The following is a 22537-nucleotide window of genomic DNA, read 5'->3' as shown; positions in this document are numbered from 1 at the left end:
TACATTCTGGGTGTTGATTCTATTAACACCCAGTTTTCTTATATGGAAGATTAAATAGATAGCTGAGAAGGAGATAGGATAATGGAAAATACAACAGATAAAATAAGAACAGAAACTCCGTTGGTGATGGCGGAAAAGGCATGCCAAGCATTAATGAATACTTATCGGGCTGCGGATTTACCTCCAGTAAATTGGTTCCATTATCACCAAGGTGTCTTTCTATATGGAATGTATAGAGTATGGGAAGAAACCGGTAAGGAAGAGTATTTTAACTACATCCAAGGTTATTTTGATCACTTAATTGATGAAGAAGGAAATGTCGTTTTCGAGAGAGATCAATTAGATTCTATCATGCCGGGGATTCTTTTATTTCCTTTATATGAAAAGACAAAGAATCCTAAATATATGATTGCGGCAAAGAAATTAAGAAGCGCATTAGATACCATTAACAGAACCACTGAAAATGGTTTCTGGCATAAGGAAAAATACCCTTATCAAATGTGGTTAGATGGTCTTTTTATGGGTGGGCCATTCATGCTTATGTACAGCAAGCATTTTCAAGAAGAAGAATTGGTTCAGCATGTATTGCTTCAGGAAAAGTTAATGAGAAAACACATGACAGACCCTAGTACTGGTTTGCTCTTCCATGCTTGGGATGAGAAAAAAGTGCAGCCATGGGCTGATCCAGAAACAGGCTGTTCAACGGACTTTTGGGGCCGATCGGTTGGCTGGTACGGTGCGGCATTGATTGATCTGTTAGAGGTTTTGGGTGAAAAGAAACGTGGTCAAGAAGAATGGATTCAATCCCTCCAAAGTTTCATTCCAGCTATCGTGAAATTCCAGGATGAACAGTCTGGCCTATGGTACAATGTGGTCGATAAAGGAGACCGTCCAGACAATTGGTTAGAATCCTCTTGTTCTGCTCTCTTCTTATATTTTATTGCGAAGGCTGTAAAGCATGGTATTGTTGATGATTCTTACCGTGAAGTTTGTGATAAAGCCTATGCAGGATTATTAGAGCATATGGTGGAAACGAATGATTCTTCTTTCACCTTAAAAGGAATCGTGATCGGAACTTCAGCAGGAACATACGATTACTATGTATCACGTCCAACATCCGAAAATGATCTTCATGGAATGGGTGCATTTATTTTAGGCAGCATGGCGTACTACGACCTAATTAAGTAATAGCATTCAACGGAACGTTTTTTTTAGCCCTTCAGAATATTAAGATATGAACCTTTTCCTATGTAGCTTTTTTGCATAGGAAAAGGAGTTCCATAAAGTCAGAAAAAAGGTGGTAAAAGAGTTGAAGATATTTAAAAACAGTTTCTCTTTATTTTTTGCAATATTGCTGATATTCAGTAATTTGGGAACAGCACCTCTGGCAAAAACACAAACTTCTACTTCGGATGCACCAGTAAACTTACAGATACCGAAACTTGCTTTTGACGATGACAGCATCACCCTTGTGTGGGAAAAACCTGAAGATTATAAGGATATCGTTGATTTTAATGTTTATATGGATGGGGTAAAAATTGGCAGTGCTTTAAAGGATAACAGCGGTCCGGCAAAAGAGTATATAGATAGTTTCTATGAAAATATTGATAAAGATGATTTTCATGTCGACATTCTCATTCATAATTTCACCGTAGAAAATCTGGAAGCAAACCGTTCATATCAATTTTATGTCACTTCCGTAAAAAAAGATGGAGTTGAATCAGCTCCTTCTAACAAGATTGAAGGAAAAACAACACCAGTACCAGAGGTTTTCAATATTGTCGATTTTGGTGCCACTCCAGATGATGACACGAAGGATACTGCAGCCATTCAAGCTGCCATTGATGCAGCATCAACAGGAGCGAAAGTTTTAATTCCAGAAGGAAAGTTTACTTCCGGAGAGTTATGGCTTAAATCGGATATGACTTTACAAGTAGATGGTTACTTACTAGGTTCCAATGACCCGGAAGATTATAGCAGGAATTTCTGGGTATATGATTATTCGACAGATGAACGTTCCTATTCCCTGATCAATGCTCATACATATGATTATGGCAGTCTTAAGAATATTAGAATTACAGGGAAAGGAACGATTGATGGGAATGGCTGGAAGCTAGACCCGTCAAAAAAACCAACCATTGATGAACTAGGTAATGAACTGCCATTTTACTTTGCGGGCAATAACTCAAAAGTTACAGGCAATGTAAAAGTAGAAAATGGAAAGATGAGTCCGTTAGATCTTAATTCTCCTAATACACTTGGTATTTTAGGAGCTACCCAATCCTATGCGTCACAAGAGATGGGGATGAACGTGAAATCCGCTTATTCCACACGCTCTAGCTTAATTACGGTACGTGGTGTAGACGGTATGTATTATGAAGGATTTACACAACTGAATCCCGCTTTTCACGGGATTGTGAATCTTCATAGTAAAAACATTGTTGTAAATGGAACGATTTCAAAAACATACGATGCCAATAATGCGGATGGTTATGAGTTTGGGGACTCCCAGCATATTATGGTCTTCAATAACTTTGTGGATACCGGAGATGATGCCATTAACTTTGCAGCAGGTAAAGAACCGACTGGAAATGCATGGATCTTCAATAACTATATTCGTGAAGGTCACGGCGGGGTGGTAACAGGCAGTCATACTGGCAGCTGGATCCAAGACTTTGTCATCGAAGACAATATCATGTATAAAACGGATGTTGGTTTACGCAGCAAAACCAATACCCCGATGGGTGGCGGAGCAAGGAACATCCTATTCCGGGATAATGCTTTAGAAGGAATTGACGGTGATGGTCCATTTGTTTTTACTTCTGCATATGAAGACGCGAATGCTGCGATACTTTATGAACCAGCACAGCAAATTTCGCAATTCAGAGATATGAAGATTGAAAATACCACTGTACGCAACCAAGGCGGCAGCAATAAACAGGCAATCCTCTTACAAGGAAATAATGATGTCGGAGAAGTCTATCACGAAAATATTACCTTTAAAGATGTGAAATTTGATAATGTATATTCCGTGAAAATGGATTACGCGAAAGATATTAAATTTATAAATGTTGCATTTACGAATGTCAAAGATAACAATGGAAGTCCTTGGAGAATTACCAACTCTACTGGTCTAGTTTTTGAAAATACGACAGCAGCTCCTGTAAATGCCGCGCAAAAGCCTAAATGGTCTAAAGGTGCTGCGATGCAGGCAGTCTCATCTGAAGATGGTAAGAGTGTGACTTTAACCTGGGATGCCGCAACAGACAATTTAGGGGTAGCGGGGTACACTGTCTATAAAGATGGTGAGAAGATTGGAGCTGGCTACACGACAACGAAAGAATCGAGTTTTTCAGTTTCCGGTTTAACACCAGCTAAGAAATACACCTTTAAGGTAGAAGCAACGGACGGGATTGGCAATCGTACTTCTGATGGCCCAACCACCAAAGTAAAAACAAATGGAGGAGCGGATGTAACTGCTCCAGTGCTTCCAGCAAATACTGAGATTAAGGAACCAACAACTACGATTCCTGCTAGTGATACTTTTAGCGGCAAGGCAGTTGAGGTTATATATCCCGGCTTTACATGGGCTTCCGTTACATGGGATGCCGCAAGTGATGATACTGGTATTGCAGGTTATAATGTATATGCAAATGGCAAATTACAAGGATTTGCTAAAACTAGGAACTATACACTATCCAATCTTCAACCAGGCACAAAATATGATGTAACAGTGGCAGCAGTAGATCTTGCAGGAAACAAGACACCTTATAACACCACTCTTGAAATCGAAACAGCCGCTCCATATGCGATTGGAGCACCAAGCTTTAATGGTGGATTAAGGGCAAAAGTCGAAAAAGATAAAGCAAGTGTGACTCTCTCTTGGAACAATGCAAAAGCCAATAACCAAGAGGTAATTGGATATCGCGTATATATCAATGGGCAGCCAATTAGGCCTGAAGGTGTGGATTTTACGCCAATTAACGCAGAAATGACAACTGCTGCTACTACTTATACAGCAAAAGGTCTCGAACCAGGAAAAGAGTATACATTTAAAGTAGAAGCAGTCGGAAAAGGAATCAAGTATTCAAAAAGAGAAAGACTATCCGATGTCATTCCGAACGGTCTTGTCAGAGTGGAAGGCTATCGTTGGAGTGGCTTTGGACCAAGCAAAACGCTCACTTTAAAATGGTAATAATGCAGTAAAAGCATTAAGATTAATTGCTCCAGAGGTAAACTAGACTACAGCGGCTAGATTTTTTAATCTGGCCGCTGTTTTTATATCCAATTGACCAATAATTTTGTATTATGATAAAATGCGGAAAACGGTTACAATTAAATTAGAGGATATTAATAATTTATATACTAACAGGGAGTTCCTTCTATGACAGCTGTAAAGATTAAAAACTTTATTCGCAAACATTTTTTCTATTCTTTTAAATCCACCATTAATACTCTCTATTTACCTATCATTATTCTTTTTATACTCATTACAGGATGGGTTTCATCTTTGCTAGCAACCGCACAAATAGAAGAAAATGCCTATAAAAATGTGAATGATACGATTTTTCAAACGAAGAATTATCTTGATAATATGCTGGCAGATGTTTTTCAGCAGTTAGTCTCCTTATCGAATGATCCTAGAATATTATCGTTAGTAGATAAAGATGTATCTGAAATAAAGCCGGAATCTTATGTTGAGATTGATAATAATTTAAAGCTAATTTATTCACGATACAATGTCATTCTTGAATCCGTCCTCGTAAATCATAAGCAAAATGGTTTCTTATTGTATCATACCAATTACAATTCAAATCCAACGATCAATTATGATGAGTATTTTACAAAATTTAATGGTAACAAAGAGGGTTTTTATTGGAGAAATATCCACGAAGACCATGAATTTAATAAAGATAATAAGGTCATGTCGTTATTTCGATTGATTGATAAGAATCAATCATCCTCAAAAGGAATTATTTTATTTAATTTACGGGTAGAATTTTTTGAACAAGTATTGAATAAATCGTTAATCGGAGAGAATGGATACCTGACACTGATTAGTCCAGATGGAATCTATGAATCTAAAACTGTTAAAACCGAATATAAGCTGGATCAGCCTACTCTTCAATCGCTGCAAAACCTTAATGACGAAGCTGGGGAGTTCTCCTATGAAAATACCGCAGGGGAAGAAATGATTGTGATTTTCAATACATTACGTTCGAACAACTGGAAAATAGCAGCTGTAATTCCACAAGATGAAATCTTAAATAAAGTCAATTACATCAAAGATTTCACCATCCTATTGGTCATTTTGATGATTATGAGTGCAATTTTTATTACCAATATAGTAGGGAAATATATTACCCATCCATTTAAAAAAATGGCGAACCAGATGGCGATGATTAATAAAAAAAATCTGGACCTAAATATTGAAATGTCAGGTCCAGAAGAAATGAAAATTCTCCATACAGGCTTTAAAGAATTAATTATCCGAATTAATACCTTAATGGACCAAATCCGTTTAGAACAAGAAGAGAAACGACAATTAGAGTTCGCCATTATGCATGCCCAAATTAATCCACACTTTCTTTATAATACGATGTATTCCATTAAAGGATTGTGTGATATGGGTCTAAATAAAGACGCTAGCCAAATGATTAGTGCACTTGCAAGTTTTTTCCGCATTGGAATCAGTAAAGGAAGAGAAATTATTTCCATTCATGAAGAAATGGAACATATTCAGCATTATTTGTTTATACAGGAAATGCGCTATGGCGATGATTTTTCCTATGAAATTGCAATGGACAAAGAGATTCTTTCCAATAATATTATTAAACTTTCATTGCAGCCTCTTATTGAAAATGCTATTTACCACGGGGTAAAGCAGAAACGAGGGCAAGGAAAAATCACCATTCGTGGATTTCAGGTTAAAGATACCATCCACTTAGAGGTCGAGGATAATGGAAACGGAATTGAACCACAAAAGTTAAAAGATATCTTGCTAGAAATAGAAGCCTCGTATCAAGAGAAAAAGAGGTATCTCGGTATTGGCCTGCAAAGTGTAAATGAACGAATTAAAATTCACTTCGGAAACGAATATGGTCTTACTATTGCAAGTGAACCTGGTAATGGAACAGTAGTTAGCATTAGGATTCCCAAAACAAAAGGGGAGATTAACGAATATGCATAAAGTAATTGTTGTAGAGGATGATAGAATTATTCGTCGGGGCATATGCCAGGCGATCCCTTGGGGAGAACATGGTTTTGTTATAGCGGGAGAAGCAGGAGACGGTGAGGTGGCATTAGAGTTAATCGAAAAGGAACAGCCCCAAGTGGTCATTTCCGATATAAATATGCCCTTTATGAGTGGGTTAGAAATGGCGAAACAGATTAAAGAAAGAAGCCCTGAGACAAGAATTATTTTTCTGACTGGATATGAAGATTTCAAGTATGCACAGGAAGCTCTTAAGTTGAGAGCATTTGACTATTTATTAAAGCCTGTTGATTCGGAATACCTGCTAAAAAAAGCCAAAGAAGCAGCAGCAGATTGGGAAAAAGAATCAGTGAAGGAAAAAAGAATCATAGAGTCCCTGCCTTTACTGCAGCAGAAATTCTTTCAAAAGTTGTCTCGAGAAGGCGATTACCGAGTGGATGTCGAGAATGAGCTGCTGGCGCTGGATGTTGAAATGGAAGGTCCTTTCTATGCGGTTATTCTTGTTAAGAATACCATTGAGCTTGAGCTCGAGGGAAACTTTTTTAAAGATAAGATTACAAGTTTCACTTCTTCCTTTTTTATTGACTTACCTTGTTTGGTGATGAACGCAGAAGTTGGTGAATATGTCATCCTTTTATCACTTGAAAAAGATCAGGATTCAAGGAAAGGGGAGCTAGCCGAAGCTCTGTTTAATTATCTAAGCATAGAAATAGACGATAACATTACCATTACACATGGACGTGCCTATCCAAATCGGTTTGAAGTCGGTAAGTCTTTCCTAGAAGCCAGGGTAGCTATGGATATGAGACATATTATGGGGACAGGGCGTGTCATCTCTTTGGATGAGACGGTTTCAAAGTGTAACCAAAAAGAAGAGCATATCCAAGATTTAGAGATGAAATTCGAGAATCAAATCAAGTCCGGTTTACCAGAAAAGGCAAATGAAGCACTGGTGGAGTTAAGCACCGCTATAATTGATCGAAAAACGGTTCCTCTAGCAGATTTAAAAGTACTGGGACTTAAATTCAGTACTATGCTCTTTTTTGAAATTGAGAAATGGAAAAAGGAAGACTCAACAGATCGTTTTAACTCATCTGATGTATATAAAGATATCATGGCATTATCAAGCCTGACAGAAATGACAGAAATGCTGCATAGTCTAATCGAAGAATGGTCTTCAGCTATGTATAAAAAGAAAGAAAACAATTACTATAGTCATGTTGACCAAGCAATTAAGTATATGCAGGAGAATTTCCACGACAGCAGTTTAACTCTTCAAAAAGTTGCTGAGTTCATCCATGTCAGCACACCTTACCTTAGTAATCTATTTAAAATAGAGAAAGGGTTTAACTTTGGGGATTTCTTGCTAGAGTTACGCATGAAAAAAGCGATGGAGCTGCTGGGAGAAGGGAATATGAAAACGTACGAAGTATGTGAACAAGCAGGGTATAGTAATCCTCAATATTTTGGTATCTGTTTTAAAAAATATACTGGTTTTACCCCCGCTGAATTCAAGAAAAAATTCAAATAAATAACGAAAAAAATCCGCGTGGAAGATTCCATGCGGATTTTTTAATATTATGAAATTTTTAAGAAAATTGTTTAAGATTTTAAGGACTTTATCAGTATTAATTGTAACCCCTTTCACGGATTAATATAATCAACTTGTAAGGGAATGAACGGAAAATGACTGGAGGATGGAAATGACGGCGAATATAGGAATCCGGGCACATGATATTGGGGACCCATCAATCGAGAATGTCGTTAAAATAATCGCAAATAAAGGGCTCAGTTCTGTTCAGTTAGCATTAGGCAAATCCTTAAGGAATATCAATTCCGAATTAGGAAGCTTAAGTCCCGGTTTTGTACAAACTATACGGCGTGTTTTTAATAACCAGGATATTCAAATAGCTGTATTAGGCTGCTATTTCAACATGATTCATCCTAATCCCGCGGAAAAAAGAATAGGGATGGAGCGATTCAAGGAGCATCTCCGGTTTGCAAGGGATTTTGGCTGCTGTATTGTGGGGACCGAAACTGGAAATGTTCAGGCTGAAATCGTTTATACAGAAGAGAACTTTACGGAAGAGCCGTTTCTTGAAGTAGTGGAGAGTGTTAAGGAGCTCGTGGAGGAAGCAGAAAAGTTTGGTGTAATAGTAGGAATCGAAGGAGGAATCAACCACCCGATTCATACACCTGGGCGGATGAAGAGATTACTGGAGCTTGTTCCATCTAATAATCTTCAGGTAATTTATGACCCTGCCAACTTTATTTCCATAGATAATTATCCAAATCAAGAAGCAGTTATCCAAGAAGCGTTTGAGTTGTTTGGAGACAGAATGGTGATTATGCATGCGAAGGATTTTATTATTGAGGATGAACAAGTCAAAATCGTTCCAGTCGGTCAAGGATTGTTAAATTATGACTTACTATTTACCTTATTAAAAAAGAAAAAACCATTTATCAATATTTTAATGGAAAGCACACAGGAACCATACGTTGATGGAAGTCTAGCGTTCTTAATCGATAAATACGCGAATGCCTAGTTAGAGATAAAACAAAACAAAGAGAGTTGGGTGTCGAGATGAGAAACTTTATGGATGATAATTTCTTACTAAACAATAAAACAGCGATTACTTTGTATCGTGAATATGCAAAGGATATGCCAATCATTGATTACCATTGCCACTTAAGTCCAAAGGAAATATATGAAAATAAGAAATTTAAAAACATTACAGATATCTGGTTATCTGGGGATCACTATAAATGGCGCTTAATGCGCAGTAATGGAATTAATGAAGAGTTTATTACTGGCAGTGCCAGTGATTATGAAAAGTTTCTGGCTTGGGCAAAGACCGTTCCAATGACAATTGGGAATCCACTGTTTAATTGGACGCATTTAGAGTTACAACGGTTCTTTGGGATTAATGAGCTATTGAATGAAGAAAGTGCTCCAGTTATTTGGGTGAAGGTAAATGCTTTACTCAATAGTGATGGCTTTGGAGCAAGGGATTTTATCAAAAAATCGAATGTTCAAGTGGTGTGTACCACGGATGACCCTGTAGATAGTCTTGAATATCATCAACGATTAAAAAAAGAGTCCGATTTTGATGTAAAGGTACTGCCAAGTTTCCGGCCGGATAAAGGACTAGAAATTAATCGCGATGGATATCTCGAGTGGGTAAACAAGCTGCAGGAGGTTTCTGATATTCCGTTTGATACCTATGATGGCTTTTTACAAGCGCTTGAATCAAGAGCTCGTTTTTTTCATTCCGTTGGAGGAAGAGTTTCGGACCATGCGATTGACGTTATGATGTATGCTGATACAACAAAAGAAGAAGCTGCACAGATTTTTAAAAAGGCCTTGAATGGTCAAAAGGTTTCTATTGAGGATGAAAAGAAATATAAAAGCTATACATTAACTTTCCTAGGCAAGCTCTATTCCGAATTAGGCTGGGCGATGCAGCTCCATATTAATGCATTAAGAAATAATAATGCGAGAATGTTTAAAATATTAGGTCCAGACACAGGCTATGATTCTATTAATGACGAGGAAATTGCTAAGCCATTAGCAAGATTATTAAATACAATGGAGCAGGACAATGCGCTTCCTAAAACGATTATTTATTCTCTCAATCCTAACGATAATGCAATTATCGCAGCGATGATTGGTAATTTTCAAGGCGGCGGTATTCCAGGAAAGATTCAATTTGGAACCGCATGGTGGTTCAACGATAATAAATCAGGGATGCTTGATCAAATGCAGGCATTAGCCAATGTTGGGTTATTTACTCGTTTTATTGGAATGCTTACAGATTCCAGAAGCTTCTTATCCTATACAAGACATGAATATTTTAGAAGATTAGTCTGCTATTTCATCGGTGAATGGGTGGAGAATGGCGAGGTTCCTAATGATACAGAATTCTTAGGAAAGATTGTTCAAGGAATCTCTTATGACAATGCAAAAGAGTATTTTCAATTTTAGATGCCCCATTTATAAGGAGGAGCATTCATGGAACTTTTAAATAATAGCTTAGTTAAGGATCGCCAAAAATACCCTGAAAAAGTATTGCAATTTGGTGAAGGGAATTTTTTAAGAGGATTTGTTGATTGGCAGATTGATGTCATGAATAAACAGGGGATGTTTAGTGGCAGTGTTGTGGTGGTCCAACCGCGCGGCCAAGAAAAAATTGAGAGATTAAATATACAGGATGGTCTGTTTACACTCTACTTACAGGGGGTGAAGGAAGGTAAAGCAGTTCAGGAGCATTCAATAATTACCAGTATTAGTAGAGGCATAAATCTTTATAACGAATACGATCAATATCTTGAGCTGGCAAAGAGTCCAGAGCTGAGATTTATTTTTTCAAATACAACAGAAGCCGGAATTGCCTTTGACGAAAATGATCATTTAGAAGATCGCCCGCAAAAAAGCTTTCCTGGAAAATTAACCGCTTTTTTATATGAGCGCTACATTGCTTATCAAGGTGATAAGGAAAAAGGCTTTATTATCATTCCTTGTGAACTGATTGAACGGAATGGTGAAAAGCTAAAGGAAATCGTCCTAAAATATGCAGAATTTTGGTATCTGGATGACGAATTTATCTCATGGATACATGAAGGGAATACATTCTGTAATAGTCTTGTTGACCGAATCGTTCCTGGCTATCCAAGAGATACGATTGAGGAAATCACACAAGAGCTTGGATATAAAGATAATCTACTAGTCGCCGGTGAACAATACCATCTATGGGTAATCGAAGGACCACAATCAATTCGTGAAGAGTTTCCAGCACATTTGGCAGGACTAAATACGTTGGTAGTTGATGACTTGACACCTTATCGGACAATAAAGGTACGTATTTTAAACGGAGCCCATACGGCAATGACACCAGTTTCCTATTTATACGGGATCAATACTGTAGCCCAAGCAATTGAGGATGAAGTGACCGGGCAATTTGTCAAAGAGCTTATTTATGATGAAATCATCCCGACGCTGGACCTTCCAATCGAAGAATTGCATTCATTTGCAGAGGCTGTTTTAGATCGATTTAGGAATCCATTTATGCAGCATTTTCTATTAAGTATTTCACTTAATTCGATGTCTAAGTTTAAGACAAGAGATTTACCTTCATTATTGGAATATCACAAGCGGAAGTGTGAATTTCCAAAAAAACTTGTCTTTTCTCTTGCAGCCCTTATCTCTTTTTATAAGGGAAAAAGAGGAGAAGAACAGATTCAATTAGCCGATGACCAGGATGTACTGGAATTATTCAATGTACAGTGGAGTCAGTATAATGGAACAATCGACAGCGTTAAGAACATCGTTTCTACTGTGTTAGCATTCGAGAAGGTTTGGGAGATGGATTTAAACCAAGTGCCTGGACTAACCGCTGCTGTTACGAATGATCTTTTCACGATTGAAACAAAGGGAATGAAAAAGGCAGTAGAAGCAATTTTAGGACAAAAAGCAGCCAACTAACGGGGGGAAATCGAATGTTGGATATCATCCAGATCCATAATCAAGACAATGTTGTGGTTGCCTTAAAAGATTTAAAAGAAGGTCAAACTTTTACTGTAGATGGGGAAACAATCACGCTAAAGGAAGATGTGCCAAGAGGACATAAGGTCGCCATTCAAAACTTTGACATAGATGAGCATGTTGTTAAATATGGTTATCCGATTGGGCATGCCATCAAAGGAATTTCTGTGGGGGAACATATTCACACCCATAATACGAAGACAAATTTAGAGGGTATCCAGGAATATCAATATAATCAAAGGCTTAACACCACTCAATATGAAAAAGAGAACCGAACATTCAAAGGATTCAAAAGAAAAAATGGGCATGTAGGAATAAGAAACGAGCTGTGGATTGTGCCAACAGTAGGTTGTGTAAATGGCGTGGCTGAAAGAATGATTAAGCTGTTTGAAAAAGAAATAGGCGATATTAGTCCTTTCGAAAATGTCCTTGTCCTAAAACACAATTATGGCTGCTCACAGTTAGGTGACGACCATGAAAATACAAAGAAAATTCTTAGGGATGCTGTGCTACACCCAAATGCCGGTGGAGTGTTAGTACTGGGTCTTGGTTGTGAAAACAACAATTTATATGAATTCAAAGAAAGCTTGGGAGAATATGATGAAGATCGAGTAAAGTTTTTAGTCTCTCAAGAGGTGACGGATGAAATTGAAGCTGGTGTTAAGCTGCTTAAGGAAATCTATGAGAATGCAAAGGATGACAAGCGGGAAGCAGTGCCGCTATCCGAACTAAAGGTTGGTTTAAAATGCGGTGGTTCGGATGGATTTTCAGGGATTACCGCAAATCCGTTATTAGGAAGATTCTCAGATTTCTTGGTATCACAAGGCGGAACGACGGTGTTGACAGAAGTACCTGAAATGTTTGGCGCTGAAACGATTTTGATGGAACGGGCCGCAGATGGTAAAGTATTTGAAAAAACCGTTGAATTAATTAATGAATTCAAGGAATATTTCATTCAAAATAATCAACCAGTGTATGAAAACCCATCTCCAGGAAATAAAGCTGGCGGGATTACTACCCTCGAGGATAAATCACTTGGCTGTACGCAAAAAGCAGGTACATCGGTAGTAATGGATGTCCTTAAATACGGAGAAATGATTAAACAGAAGGGTCTAAATTTATTAAGTGCCCCTGGAAATGACCTTGTAGCATCTTCCGCTTTAGCTGCAGCAGGATGTCAATTCGTTCTATTTACAACTGGTCGCGGAACACCATTTGGAGCTTTTGTTCCAACAGTTAAGATTTCCACTAATACACCAATATACGAGGCGAAGCAGCATTGGATTGACTTTAATGCAGGCGTGCTGTTGGAGAAGGAGCCAGATGTAGTATTACGAGAATTTATTGAGTATATTATCCAGGTGGCAAGCGGCGAACTAGTAAATAACGAAAAAAATGATTATAGAGAGATAGCTATTTTTAAAACAGGAGTTACTTTATAGGAGTAGTAAAAAACGATAGGTCAGCGAAGACCTATCGTTTTTCTATATACCAAGTTTTTTTAAGAAGTCAACGGTTTCCTGATGTTCTGGTTTAATCAGTTTATATAACTTTTTATCAGTTTTCACAAGTGGGTTTCCGTTTTCATCGGCAATAGGTCTAGTAAATGAGGTGCTTTTTAGGATCTTCCACTTTCCAGCATTAGCCTCAAGCTGAAGGTCAATGATTCCAAGCCGGCTTCCAAAGGCACCTGCCATGACTACAGGTTTTCCATTAATTTTCCCTTCACTAATATTGGTCTTTGGTAAATCCTTATAGGTGCTTCCGGGAAATACGCTATGAGAATGTCCGGCCAATATTACATCAATATCTTTTATTTCGCTTAGGTAATAGACTGCGTTTTCTGTTTCAGGATGGTAAGGCTCACTATCTATTCCCGTATGAGCAAGGGCAATGATGATATCCGCACCTTCAGCCTTCATGATTGGTACAAATTCCTTGGCTGTCTCCACGATTGGCCTGGCTATCACTTTACCCTCTAGGTTTGCTTTGTCCCATTTCATAATTTGCGGCGGCATGAAACCGATGACACCAATCTTTATATTGTGGGCTGCCCCTTGTTTATCAACCATTTTTCTTTTTAAAATGACATAGGGCTTAAAGTAGGGCTTGGCTTTAATTGCTGAATAAACGTTTGCATTAACAACTGGCATTTTAGCCCCCTTCAAAACTGTTTTTAGAAATTTTAACCCATAATTTAGTTCATGATTGCCGATTGTAATGGCATCATACTTTAAGTAATTAAAGGCACGGTAAACGGGATGGATGTCTCCTTTTTGAATACCTTTGATCCGTACTAAGTATTCACCAAGGGGGTTCCCTTTTAAATGGTCACCATCATCAAACAAAAGAGAATTCATTGCCTCACTTCTTGCCTGATGGATAAGGCTAGAGGTCTTTACAAGTCCAATACTGTTGTCCGTTTTTGTTTGATAATAATCATAATTTACTAAAGCAGCATGTAAATCAGTTGTTTCAAGAATGCGTAAATCGATTATTCCATTGTTGTCTGCTTTAGTGGTTTCTGCGGACATCATGGAAGGAAATAAAGTCCAATTTACTGTAAGAAGAAAGAGTAATGGGAAAAACTTTTTAATTTTCACTAATGAGAGCCTCCTCTAAACTTCTAATTATATGTATTATTTGGCAGATGGTTTCGGTTGATACATTAGAAAAGACTCGTTTTCATTAAATTGTGACATTGGTCAACACAGTTGGGTGAAAAAGTCATTTATAATAAAAGTAGGCTAGGTACGTGATAGTGTTGTAAGTGTTTACAAAAATTCCTGGCGGAGGTGTTCATTCCATTGGAATTACATAAAAGAATTATTATTCTCACAGGACATTTTGGATGTGGGAAAACTGAAATCGCTATTAATTTAGCATTAAAGGAAAAGAAACTATATGAGAAAACAGCTATTAATGACTTAGATATTATTAACCCTTATTTTCGCTCAAGAGATGTATCCGATATTTTTCTGCAGCATGACGTAGATTTAATTGCCCCTCATAACCGCCTCGCAGCCTCAGATCTACCAATTGTATCTGGTGAAATCTATCGTGTATTACATGACGATCGCTATAGATTAATAATTGACGCAGGTGGTGACATAGATGGAGCCAAAGTATTAGGGCAATATTATCATGAATGGAAGTCATTAGAACCTGAGCTGTTATTTGTTTTAAATGCGAATCGTCCCTATGTCAGCACCTTGAAAGGAGCGAGTTACACGATTGAACAAATCGAAAAGGCATCGCGACTAAAGGTGACTGGAGTCATAAACAATTCCAATATTGGGAATGAAACGAGCATGGATGACATCCTTAAGGGTTATGAGTTGGGAGTCAGAATATCTGACGTGATTTCAATACCACTGGTTTGTACAACTATTTCTGTCGACTTAGAAAAGGAAGCAGAAAGTTTTGCGATAAATCATCCAGTCATGTTTATCAAACGTTTTATGAGAGTACCTTGGTAAGGATAGGAGATGAAATCAGGTGGAAAAGAAGGTTGTTTTTCATGAGGACATGTGTAAATCGTGTGGGCTTTGTGTACAGGTATGCCCGGCAAATGTTATTTTTCTCGCAGACTATTTGAATAGAAGAGGGTACCGTCCGGCTGCGGTAACCGATCAGGAGCATTGTATCAGCTGTGCAAAATGTGCACAAATTTGTCCGGATACTGTGATATCGGTATACAGACCGGTAAAGGTATTGCAAACCGTTTAACGTGAAAGGAGACTTCTTTATGGGGAAAGTATTAATGAAGGGAAATGAAGTAATAGCAGAAGCTGCTGTCCAAGCAGGCTGTAAGTACTTTTTTGGCTACCCAATTACACCGCAAAGCGAACTGGTTGCCTATATGGCGAGAAGACTGCCTGAGGTTGGGGGGCTTTTCCTGCAGGCTGAAAGTGAAATTGCCGCTATCAATATGGTATATGGTGCTGCAGGAACAGGTGTAAGGGTGATGACTTCATCATCAAGCCCTGGCTTTAGTTTAAAACAAGAGGGGATTTCTTATTTGGTAGGTTCGGAGCTTCCTGCCGTGGTTGTAAACATTGTTCGAGGTGGTCCAGGTTTAGGTAATATCCAGCCTGCCCAATCTGATTACTTCCAGGTAACAAAAGGAGGTGGTCACGGTGACTACAATATCCCAGTGTTGGCACCTGCCTCTTTACAAGAAATTGTCGAATTGACGAGTGCAGCATTCGATATTGCAGATCACTACAGAACACCTGTGATTCTGATGGGGGATGGGATGCTGGGACAAATGATGGAGCCAGTAGAATTTGAAGAAGAGGCCCAATCTGAACTTCCGGATAAGAATTGGGCAACTACTGGGACCCGCGGCGACGGTCCTCCTAAGATTATCACCTCGCTTGAGCTTAATGCAGAAGCGCTTGAAATGCGTAACGAGGCATTACAGAAAAAGTTTGCAAGAATAAAAGAAAATGAGGTTCGCTTCGAAACTTATAAAACGGATGATGCGGACTATATTTTGGTTGCTTTTGGCACAGTTGCCAGAATTACAATGAATGCCATTAATAAAGCAAGGCAGCAAGGCATAAGAGTTGGATTAATCCGGCCGATTTCACTTTGGCCTTTCCCTGAAAAACCTTTCCTGGAAACAAGAGATAGAGTAAAAGGATATATTTCTGTGGAAATGAGTACTGGGCAAATGGTTGAAGATGTAAGATTGGCTGTTAACGGTCATGCAGAGGTGGACTTTTATGGACGGACAGGTGGAGTTGTACCAACGCAGGAAGAGATTTATGCGAAGATTTTGAGTGTAACGGGAGTGATTACCGTATGACGATGAAGACAGTTTTCAAAAAGACAAGCGGTTTGACCGATACCCCTACACATTATTGTCCTGGCTGTACTCACGGTGTAATTCATCGCCTTGTTGGTGAAGTTTTAGAAGAAATGGATATTTTAGAAGATACGATTGGAGTTGCCTCTGTTGGGTGTTCGGTTTTATCGTATGAATACTTTAACTGTGATATGACACAGGCTGCACACGGAAGAGCACCAGCTGTGGCTACAGGTGTGAAAAGGGTTTTGCCAGACCGCTTTGTTTTCACCTACCAAGGTGATGGCGATCTTGCCTCCATCGGCATTAGCGAGGCCATTCATGCTGCGGCTCGAGGGGAAAAGATTACGGTTATCTTTGTTAACAATGCCATTTATGGAATGACAGGCGGACAAATGGCACCAACAACCTTGATTGGACAAAAAACAGCAACAACCCCTTTGGGGCGTGATGAAAGTGTTCAGGGTTTGCCGATTAAAGTCTGTGAAATGTTGGCAACACTGGATGGAACTGCCTACATCGAAAGGGTCTCAACACATGATGTACCACATATTCAAAAAGCAAAACGTGCAATTGGGAAAGCGTTTGAAGCACAAAGAAATGGTCTTGGCTTTTCAATGGTTGAAATATTATCGACCTGCCCGACAAACTGGGGACTTGATCCTTACGAATCCCTTGAATGGGTAAAAGAAAACATGATCCAGGTTTACCCTCTAGGTGTTTTTAAAAACAGAAGGGTGTGAAGTAACAATGTTGCAAGAAATAATTATTGCAGGATTCGGCGGACAAGGAGTTATGTCGATGGGTCAGTTGATTGCCTATGCGGGGATGCTTGAAGGAAAGGGGGTATCCTGGCTGCCTTCCTATGGTCCAGAACAACGCGGCGGTACGGCAAACTGTGCGGTAGTTATTTCCGATGAACCCGTGGGTTCGCCACTCGTCACAAATCCTTCGACTGCGATCGTTCTAAATAATCCTTCCTTCGAAAAATTCGAGCACCGTGTACGGCCAGGGGGATTACTGATTATTAATTCCTCATTAGTTACAAGGGTTTCAGACCGAAGCGATGTCGAAATAATTGAAATAACTGCAACCGATATAGCAGCGGACCTTGGAAATGCACGGGTCGCGAACACGATTTTATTAGGAGCATTTATCGAACTTACAAAAGTGGTTACCTGTGACTCCATCATCGAATCATTGAAGAAAGTCTTGTCAGAAGACAAGCATCATTTAATCGAAGTCAACAAACAAGCACTGCGTAAGGGAGCAGCAATGGTTTCGGTCACGGTAAAGTGAGATAAGCCAGCCAGACAGTTTGTCAGGCTGGCTTATTTATGGTTTGTTCAGGGAAATGTAAGAAAGAATAAACAGTGACACGCTTCACTTAATTGAAAATAATTTTCAGTTAAGATATAAGTAAGACAACGTTAGGAGGGAATTTAGGATGGAAAAAAATTCGGTAAAAGCCTACCAGGAATTTAATGAAGAGAGATTTACAAAACGAATTATCTACAAAAAAGGGGAAACAACAGCGTTTGTGTTAAACTTTATGCCTGGACAGCAGCTTCCGGTGCATAAGCACCCTGGTACTGAATTATATCTATATGTAGTAACAGGAAGCGGTACACTCATCATTGATGGTCAGGAAACCGTGATATCTGAAGCGGATTTAGTTCATGTAGGTGGAGAAGAAGAACTTGCCTTTAACCATACAGGCACTGAACCCGTAAGCTTATATGTAGTTTTAAGTAAGGTACCAAGTGAAGAATATGCTAAAAATATCTAGTAAGTAAGCGATCTAAACAGAAAAAGCCAGCTTAAATCATGCTGGCTTCTTTGTATTCTTTGTTTTACCTTTATATTTAATTCCAAAGAACCACCAGTTCCAGTCACCTAACAACTTCATCAACGCCGGAACGAGGACCATTCGAACGATGGTGGCGTCAATGAAAATGGCAATTGCGATGCCGACGCCAAGCTGTTTAATCGGCATAACTCCTGTAAAGGCAAAAGCTCCTGTTACGACAATCATAATCGCTGCGGCAGAGGTAATGATTTTACTTGTGTACGTCAACCCGGATATGGTAGCTTCCGTATTATTTCCAGTTTCTAAGTAAAATTCCTGTATTCTCGAGATTAAAAATACTTCATAGTCCATTGAAAGCCCGAAGACAAGGGTAAACACAAACACTGGTAAGATCAAGGCGATATCAACAGGCTCTACTCCAAAATGCCCCTTCTGAAAAATCCAGACGACAATTCCAAATGTACAGCTCAGGCTCAAGATGTTCATTACGATCGCCTTTAGTGGAATGAGAATGGACCTAAAGGCAGCCATGAGAATGAAGAAGGTTGAGACAACAATTAATAATAAACCATATGGTGCTTTCTCAAATATCTCATCGAAGATTTCTTGTTCAAACTTAATTGCTCCACCGAAATGGGTCGTTAGTTTTTCATCTCCATTTGATGACCAATCACGGACCCATTGTCTCGCTTCAGCAGAATGATCAGTAGTCTTTAAATACACGTCAACCAGCATTTTATTATCTCTGACAAAGTAATCAAGGATCGGTGCTGTCTGTTCTTTTGGACCAAAACGCAGCAATTGCGATAAAATTGACGTGTCGTCCACTCCCGTTGCAGAAAAAGGAGAATCAATCGTATCAACAAGTTTATCCTTCGAAAGTTTCTCAAGAAATCTGTTTACTTTCTCAAGATTGCTGGTTTCAATCATATTACCTTGCGTTTCTATAACAATTGAAACTTTGTTTTCAGTTCGTTTGTCTTTCGGGATAAAATGTTTTTCAAAGGCTTCGATGGCTATTCTAGATGGATATTTTTCAGGAAGGGATTCTGTTCCTGGAATTGACATAGTCATTTGGGCAACGGGAACAAGTCCTGCTAGAAGAATAACCAGAGATAACCCTGCCATAACAACGGGGTGCCTCATGACTAACTTGGCAAACCTATGCCATATACTTGTTTTTGTATCCTTGAAACGAAGAATGCTATATTTGTTAATTCTTGTACCGATAACCGCTAACAAGGCAGGAAGAAAGGTTAAAGCACAAAAGGCCGAAATCAATACAACGGCCATCCCGCCTAATGCAACATTCTGAAAGATATCAATTTGAATGAACCAGAGAGCGGATAAGCCAATAAAAACACAAAGACCTGAAAAGATAATGGATCGTCCAGCGGTTGCGACGCTAATTTTAATCGCTTCTTCAATCGACTTGGTATGTAATTCCTCTTTGTAGCGGTTTATTAATAATAAGGCAAAGTCAATACTTAAGGCGAGCCCAATCATCGGGACAATATTTAAAATAAAGATCGTCAAATCGGTGCCATAACTAAAAAAGAAAACAACACCCATTGTAGTTAAAATGGATAACACACCAATTACAATTGGAATAGAGGCAGCAATTAACCCTCCAAATGCAAGGACCAACACGATCAAGGCAATGGGTAATCCAATCATTTCTGCTTTTGCTAAATCCTCTTGGCTTGCGATATTTAGATCTTGAACAATAATCGGCTCACCCGTCATCGTAACAGATAGTCCCTGTTTGTTTTTCAGTATTTTTTTTAATTGATCAATTTCCTCTTCGAGATCCTCTGCTTTTTTATCAAAAGCTATCAGACCATAAGCAATTTCACCTTTCATCATTCCGTCCCTGTCTAAAGGACTGGTAATGCTTTTAGCACCATCGAACTCTTTTAATTTCTCAAAGGTATCATTGATAAATTGATTCCAGTCTGTTTTGTTAACAGTTTGCTCTTTTTCAAAAACAAGGATGATGGATGACTTGGCTTGTCCAAATTCCTCTTCAAGGAGCATTCTGGTTTCGTTGTATTCACCTTTATATTCAAAGCCATTTCCACTTAAAACGGCAGGTAATTTTAATGCAAAAACCACTGATAACCCAATCAGTACTACCCAAAGGGCTAGTACCCATTTCCGATAACGGTATGTGAATCCCCCTAGTCTCTCCAAATTTACCCCTCCTTTATCATAGGTTTTGATTCCCTACACTAGTATATCAGAACCAGTTCATGGAAAAGAATTTGAATATTACATTAGTTCGATAACTAATTTACAATTGTTTACCCGTTTTGTTATAGTTACATTTGTGAATATTAACCATAAAATTTATGCTTTTCTAAAATATGGAGGATGAAAAATATGACTCAAAATATAACTAAAATGATTGATCATACATTATTAAAAGCGAATGCAACCAAGGAAGAAATCGTGAAGTTAGTAGAAGAGGCAAAGAAATATTCATTTGCTTCCGTATGTGTGAATCCAACTTGGGTAAAAATATCAGCAGATATGCTTAAAGAAACCCCAGAAGTAAAAGTATGTACCGTAATTGGTTTTCCTTTGGGAGCATCTACATCTGAAACGAAAGCATTTGAAACAAAAAATGCGATTGAAAATGGTGCGAATGAAATCGATATGGTGATCAACATTGCAGCACTCAAGGATAAACAAGATGATTTAGTGGAAAGGGATATCAAAGCAGTTGTTGAGGCAGCGAAAGGCAAAGCATTAACAAAAGTTATTATTGAGACATGTCTTTTAACGAACGAGGAAAAGGTTAGAGCATGTGAACTTTCCGTTAACGCTGGGGCTGATTTTGTAAAAACTTCTACTGGGTTTTCTACAGGCGGTGCTACAGTTGAAGATATTCGTTTAATGAGGGAAACTGTCGGGCCAAATATTGGTGTGAAAGCCTCTGGAGGCGTTCGCAGCCGTGAGGATGCACTTGCTATGATCGAAGCAGGAGCTACTCGTATTGGTGCAAGTTCTGGAGTATCGATTAGTAAAGGTGAAATTTCTCAAAGTAATTATTAATTAACGATTTGAGGGATAAAAATGAAAGAAGTAGTATTGGCACTAATTGCTGGATTAATTGTAGGAATCATATTTAAATTTATGAGGCTGCCATTACCGGCCCCTCCAGTATTTTCCGCAGTAGTTGGGGTTTTTGGTGTTTATTTTGGAGGCGTTATTGCCAATTGGATGGTTAGTTTTTTCAATAAATAAAGTTTTTTACGTGAGACAGGCTGTGATCCCTGTCTCTATTTTTAATACTTTTGGAGGGTGAGCTTGGTGAATAGGAAGATCGGCTTCATCGGTGCAGGGAAAATGGCACAAGCTATGATTGAAGGCATGCTAAAAACAGATCAAATAGCAAGAGAAAATGTTATGGCAAGTGCTATTTCTGAAGAAACGATTGATAAGATAAAAACCGCCTGCCAAATAGCAGCGACTACGAATAATAAAGAAGTGGCAAGATTTGCAGATATTCTTTTTCTTGCTGTAAAACCTGACTTACATTCAAAGGTCATAGCTGAGATTCGTAACGAGATTAACCCCGATGTAATAATCATTACGATTGCTGCAGGGATTACATTAGCAGATATTGAACGTGAATTTGGTTTTCGGATTAAAACGATACGGACTATGCCCAATACCCCAGCATTAGTGGGTGAGGGGATGAGTGCAATTTGTCCAAATGATGTATTGAGTGAAAATGAAATAGTGGAAGTAGAACAGATTTTTCATACCTTTAGTAAGACTGAAAGAATCGTAGAGAAATTAATGGATGGTATTCCGTCGATAAGCGGCTCGTCACCTGCATATGTGTATATGTTCATTGAAGCCCTAGCAGACGGTGGTGTACTCCAAGGTATTCCAAGGGATAAAGCGTATCGTCTAGCAGCACAGTCCGTACTTGGGGCTGCTAAGATGGTTCTTGAAACGGGAATACACCCAGGAGTCCTTAAAGATAATGTCTGCACCCCTGGGGGAGCAACAATTGAAGCCGTATCCACCCTTGAGAAAATGCAGTTCCGCGGTTCCATCCTCGAAGCGATGGAAAGCTGTACAAAAAAAGTAAAATCACTAACTTAACGATGTTTAATAGGAAAAGAACCTACAATGGAGTAGGTT

The 22537-nt window shown here is 38.7% G+C and carries 19 protein-coding genes; 17 read left to right on the top strand and 2 right to left on the bottom strand.

The features are described from left to right. Positions 1-81: 81 nt before the first annotated feature. The 8 genes from V7108_RS17390 (at position 82) to V7108_RS17355 (ending at position 13198) form a co-directional block, all read left to right on the top strand. Positions 82-1188 (top strand): glycoside hydrolase family 88/105 protein, encoded by a 1107-nt coding sequence (locus V7108_RS17390; protein ID WP_420489009.1) that lies wholly within the window; start codon positions 82-84, stop codon positions 1186-1188. Positions 1189-1309: 121 nt separating this feature from the next. After that, positions 1310-4195, top strand: a complete 2886-nt coding sequence (locus V7108_RS17385; RefSeq protein WP_335568951.1) for a fibronectin type III domain-containing protein — start codon at positions 1310-1312, stop codon at positions 4193-4195. Between the two features lie 189 nt (positions 4196-4384). Further along, on the top strand, positions 4385-6190 hold the full coding sequence (locus V7108_RS17380) for a sensor histidine kinase (protein WP_335568950.1): 1806 nt from the start codon (positions 4385-4387) through the stop codon (positions 6188-6190). After that, positions 6183-7745 carry a response regulator gene (locus tag V7108_RS17375; RefSeq protein WP_335568949.1) on the top strand — a complete coding sequence of 521 codons (1563 nt, stop codon included), beginning with the start codon at positions 6183-6185 and terminating at the stop codon, positions 7743-7745. The genes V7108_RS17380 and V7108_RS17375 overlap by 8 nt, the downstream gene beginning before the upstream one ends. Before the next feature lie 172 nt (positions 7746-7917). Continuing rightward, positions 7918-8760: a sugar phosphate isomerase/epimerase family protein gene (locus tag V7108_RS17370; protein ID WP_335568948.1), complete on the top strand. Its 843-nt coding sequence runs from the start codon at positions 7918-7920 to the stop codon at positions 8758-8760. Positions 8761-8798: 38 nt separating this feature from the next. Continuing rightward, the gene (uxaC, locus tag V7108_RS17365) at positions 8799-10199 is read left to right on the top strand and encodes a glucuronate isomerase (protein ID WP_335568947.1); all 1401 of its coding nucleotides are present in this window, start codon (positions 8799-8801) and stop codon (positions 10197-10199) included. A gap of 27 nt (positions 10200-10226) precedes the next feature. Further along, on the top strand, positions 10227-11696 hold the full coding sequence (locus V7108_RS17360) for a tagaturonate reductase (RefSeq protein WP_335509587.1): 1470 nt from the start codon (positions 10227-10229) through the stop codon (positions 11694-11696). Positions 11697-11710: 14 nt separating this feature from the next. Continuing rightward, a complete protein-coding gene (locus tag V7108_RS17355; protein WP_335568946.1) occupies positions 11711-13198 on the top strand; it encodes a UxaA family hydrolase in 1488 nt (495 codons plus the stop codon). Between the two features lie 42 nt (positions 13199-13240). Here the strand turns inward: V7108_RS17355 and V7108_RS17350 are convergent, their stop codons facing one another. Next, a complete protein-coding gene (locus tag V7108_RS17350; protein ID WP_335509590.1) occupies positions 13241-14359 on the bottom strand; it encodes a metallophosphoesterase in 1119 nt (372 codons plus the stop codon). A 204-nt stretch (positions 14360-14563) separates the two neighbouring features. Here V7108_RS17350 and V7108_RS17345 point away from each other — a divergent pair, with 204 nt between their 5' ends. The 6 genes from V7108_RS17345 to V7108_RS17320 all read left to right on the top strand — a co-directional run bounded on the left by V7108_RS17345 (position 14564) and on the right by V7108_RS17320 (position 18358). Continuing rightward, positions 14564-15235, top strand: a complete 672-nt coding sequence (locus V7108_RS17345; protein ID WP_335509593.1) for a hypothetical protein — start codon at positions 14564-14566, stop codon at positions 15233-15235. 19 nt (positions 15236-15254) lie between these two features. Then, on the top strand, positions 15255-15485 hold the full coding sequence (locus tag V7108_RS17340; RefSeq protein WP_335509595.1) for a 4Fe-4S dicluster domain-containing protein: 231 nt from the start codon (positions 15255-15257) through the stop codon (positions 15483-15485). A 19-nt stretch (positions 15486-15504) separates the two neighbouring features. Continuing rightward, on the top strand, positions 15505-16569 hold the full coding sequence (locus V7108_RS17335; protein ID WP_335568945.1) for a 3-methyl-2-oxobutanoate dehydrogenase subunit VorB: 1065 nt from the start codon (positions 15505-15507) through the stop codon (positions 16567-16569). Then, the gene (locus tag V7108_RS17330; protein WP_335509598.1) at positions 16566-17312 is read left to right on the top strand and encodes a thiamine pyrophosphate-dependent enzyme; all 747 of its coding nucleotides are present in this window, start codon (positions 16566-16568) and stop codon (positions 17310-17312) included. The genes V7108_RS17335 and V7108_RS17330 overlap by 4 nt, the downstream gene beginning before the upstream one ends. A 7-nt stretch (positions 17313-17319) precedes the next feature. Beyond that, positions 17320-17868: a 2-oxoacid:acceptor oxidoreductase family protein gene (locus tag V7108_RS17325; protein ID WP_335509600.1), complete on the top strand. Its 549-nt coding sequence runs from the start codon at positions 17320-17322 to the stop codon at positions 17866-17868. Between the two features lie 148 nt (positions 17869-18016). Next, positions 18017-18358, top strand: coding sequence for a cupin domain-containing protein (locus tag V7108_RS17320; protein ID WP_335509603.1), 342 nt, complete (start codon positions 18017-18019; stop codon positions 18356-18358). A 36-nt stretch (positions 18359-18394) separates the two neighbouring features. On the opposite strand, the gene V7108_RS17315 is transcribed toward V7108_RS17320, so the two are convergent. Continuing rightward, entirely contained in the window at positions 18395-20572 is a 2178-nt protein-coding gene (locus V7108_RS17315; RefSeq protein WP_335509606.1) for an MMPL family transporter, read from the bottom strand. Positions 20573-20761: 189 nt separating this feature from the next. Here V7108_RS17315 and deoC point away from each other — a divergent pair, with 189 nt between their 5' ends. From deoC to proC, 3 genes are all read left to right on the top strand, one after another. Beyond that, complete coding sequence (gene deoC / locus V7108_RS17310; RefSeq protein ID WP_335509608.1) at positions 20762-21436, top strand: deoxyribose-phosphate aldolase; 675 nt, start codon at positions 20762-20764, stop codon at positions 21434-21436. A 21-nt stretch (positions 21437-21457) separates the two neighbouring features. Continuing rightward, positions 21458-21628 carry a XapX domain-containing protein gene (locus V7108_RS17305; RefSeq protein ID WP_335509610.1) on the top strand — a complete coding sequence of 57 codons (171 nt, stop codon included), beginning with the start codon at positions 21458-21460 and terminating at the stop codon, positions 21626-21628. Positions 21629-21694: 66 nt separating this feature from the next. Further along, positions 21695-22498 carry a pyrroline-5-carboxylate reductase gene (gene proC / locus V7108_RS17300; RefSeq protein ID WP_335509612.1) on the top strand — a complete coding sequence of 268 codons (804 nt, stop codon included), beginning with the start codon at positions 21695-21697 and terminating at the stop codon, positions 22496-22498. Positions 22499-22537 lie beyond the last annotated feature (39 nt).

It is taken from the genome of Neobacillus vireti (assembly GCF_036962345.1).
Taxonomy (GTDB): Bacteria; Bacillota; Bacilli; order Bacillales; family Cytobacillaceae; genus Neobacillus; species Neobacillus vireti_A.
The sequence above is the reverse complement of the archived record's forward strand: the minus strand, read 5'-3'. Positions and strand labels throughout refer to the sequence as shown.

Excerpts from the sequence above, each read along its gene's own strand:
- V7108_RS17390 (WP_420489009.1), top strand. The coding sequence starts at position 82 with ATGGAAAATACAACAGATAAAATAAGAACAGAAACTCCGTTGGTGATG.
- V7108_RS17380 (WP_335568950.1), top strand. The coding sequence starts at position 4,385 with ATGACAGCTGTAAAGATTAAAAACTTTATTCGCAAACATTTTTTCTAT.
- V7108_RS17375 (WP_335568949.1), top strand. The coding sequence starts at position 6,183 with ATGCATAAAGTAATTGTTGTAGAGGATGATAGAATTATTCGTCGGGGC.
- V7108_RS17370 (WP_335568948.1), top strand. The coding sequence starts at position 7,918 with ATGACGGCGAATATAGGAATCCGGGCACATGATATTGGGGACCCATCA.
- uxaC (WP_335568947.1), top strand. The coding sequence starts at position 8,799 with ATGAGAAACTTTATGGATGATAATTTCTTACTAAACAATAAAACAGCG.
- V7108_RS17360 (WP_335509587.1), top strand. The coding sequence starts at position 10,227 with ATGGAACTTTTAAATAATAGCTTAGTTAAGGATCGCCAAAAATACCCT.
- V7108_RS17355 (WP_335568946.1), top strand. The coding sequence starts at position 11,711 with ATGTTGGATATCATCCAGATCCATAATCAAGACAATGTTGTGGTTGCC.
- V7108_RS17335 (WP_335568945.1), top strand. The coding sequence starts at position 15,505 with ATGGGGAAAGTATTAATGAAGGGAAATGAAGTAATAGCAGAAGCTGCT.
- V7108_RS17330 (WP_335509598.1), top strand. The coding sequence starts at position 16,566 with ATGACGATGAAGACAGTTTTCAAAAAGACAAGCGGTTTGACCGATACC.
- V7108_RS17325 (WP_335509600.1), top strand. The coding sequence starts at position 17,320 with ATGTTGCAAGAAATAATTATTGCAGGATTCGGCGGACAAGGAGTTATG.
- V7108_RS17320 (WP_335509603.1), top strand. The coding sequence starts at position 18,017 with ATGGAAAAAAATTCGGTAAAAGCCTACCAGGAATTTAATGAAGAGAGA.
- deoC (WP_335509608.1), top strand. The coding sequence starts at position 20,762 with ATGACTCAAAATATAACTAAAATGATTGATCATACATTATTAAAAGCG.
- V7108_RS17305 (WP_335509610.1), top strand. The coding sequence starts at position 21,458 with ATGAAAGAAGTAGTATTGGCACTAATTGCTGGATTAATTGTAGGAATC.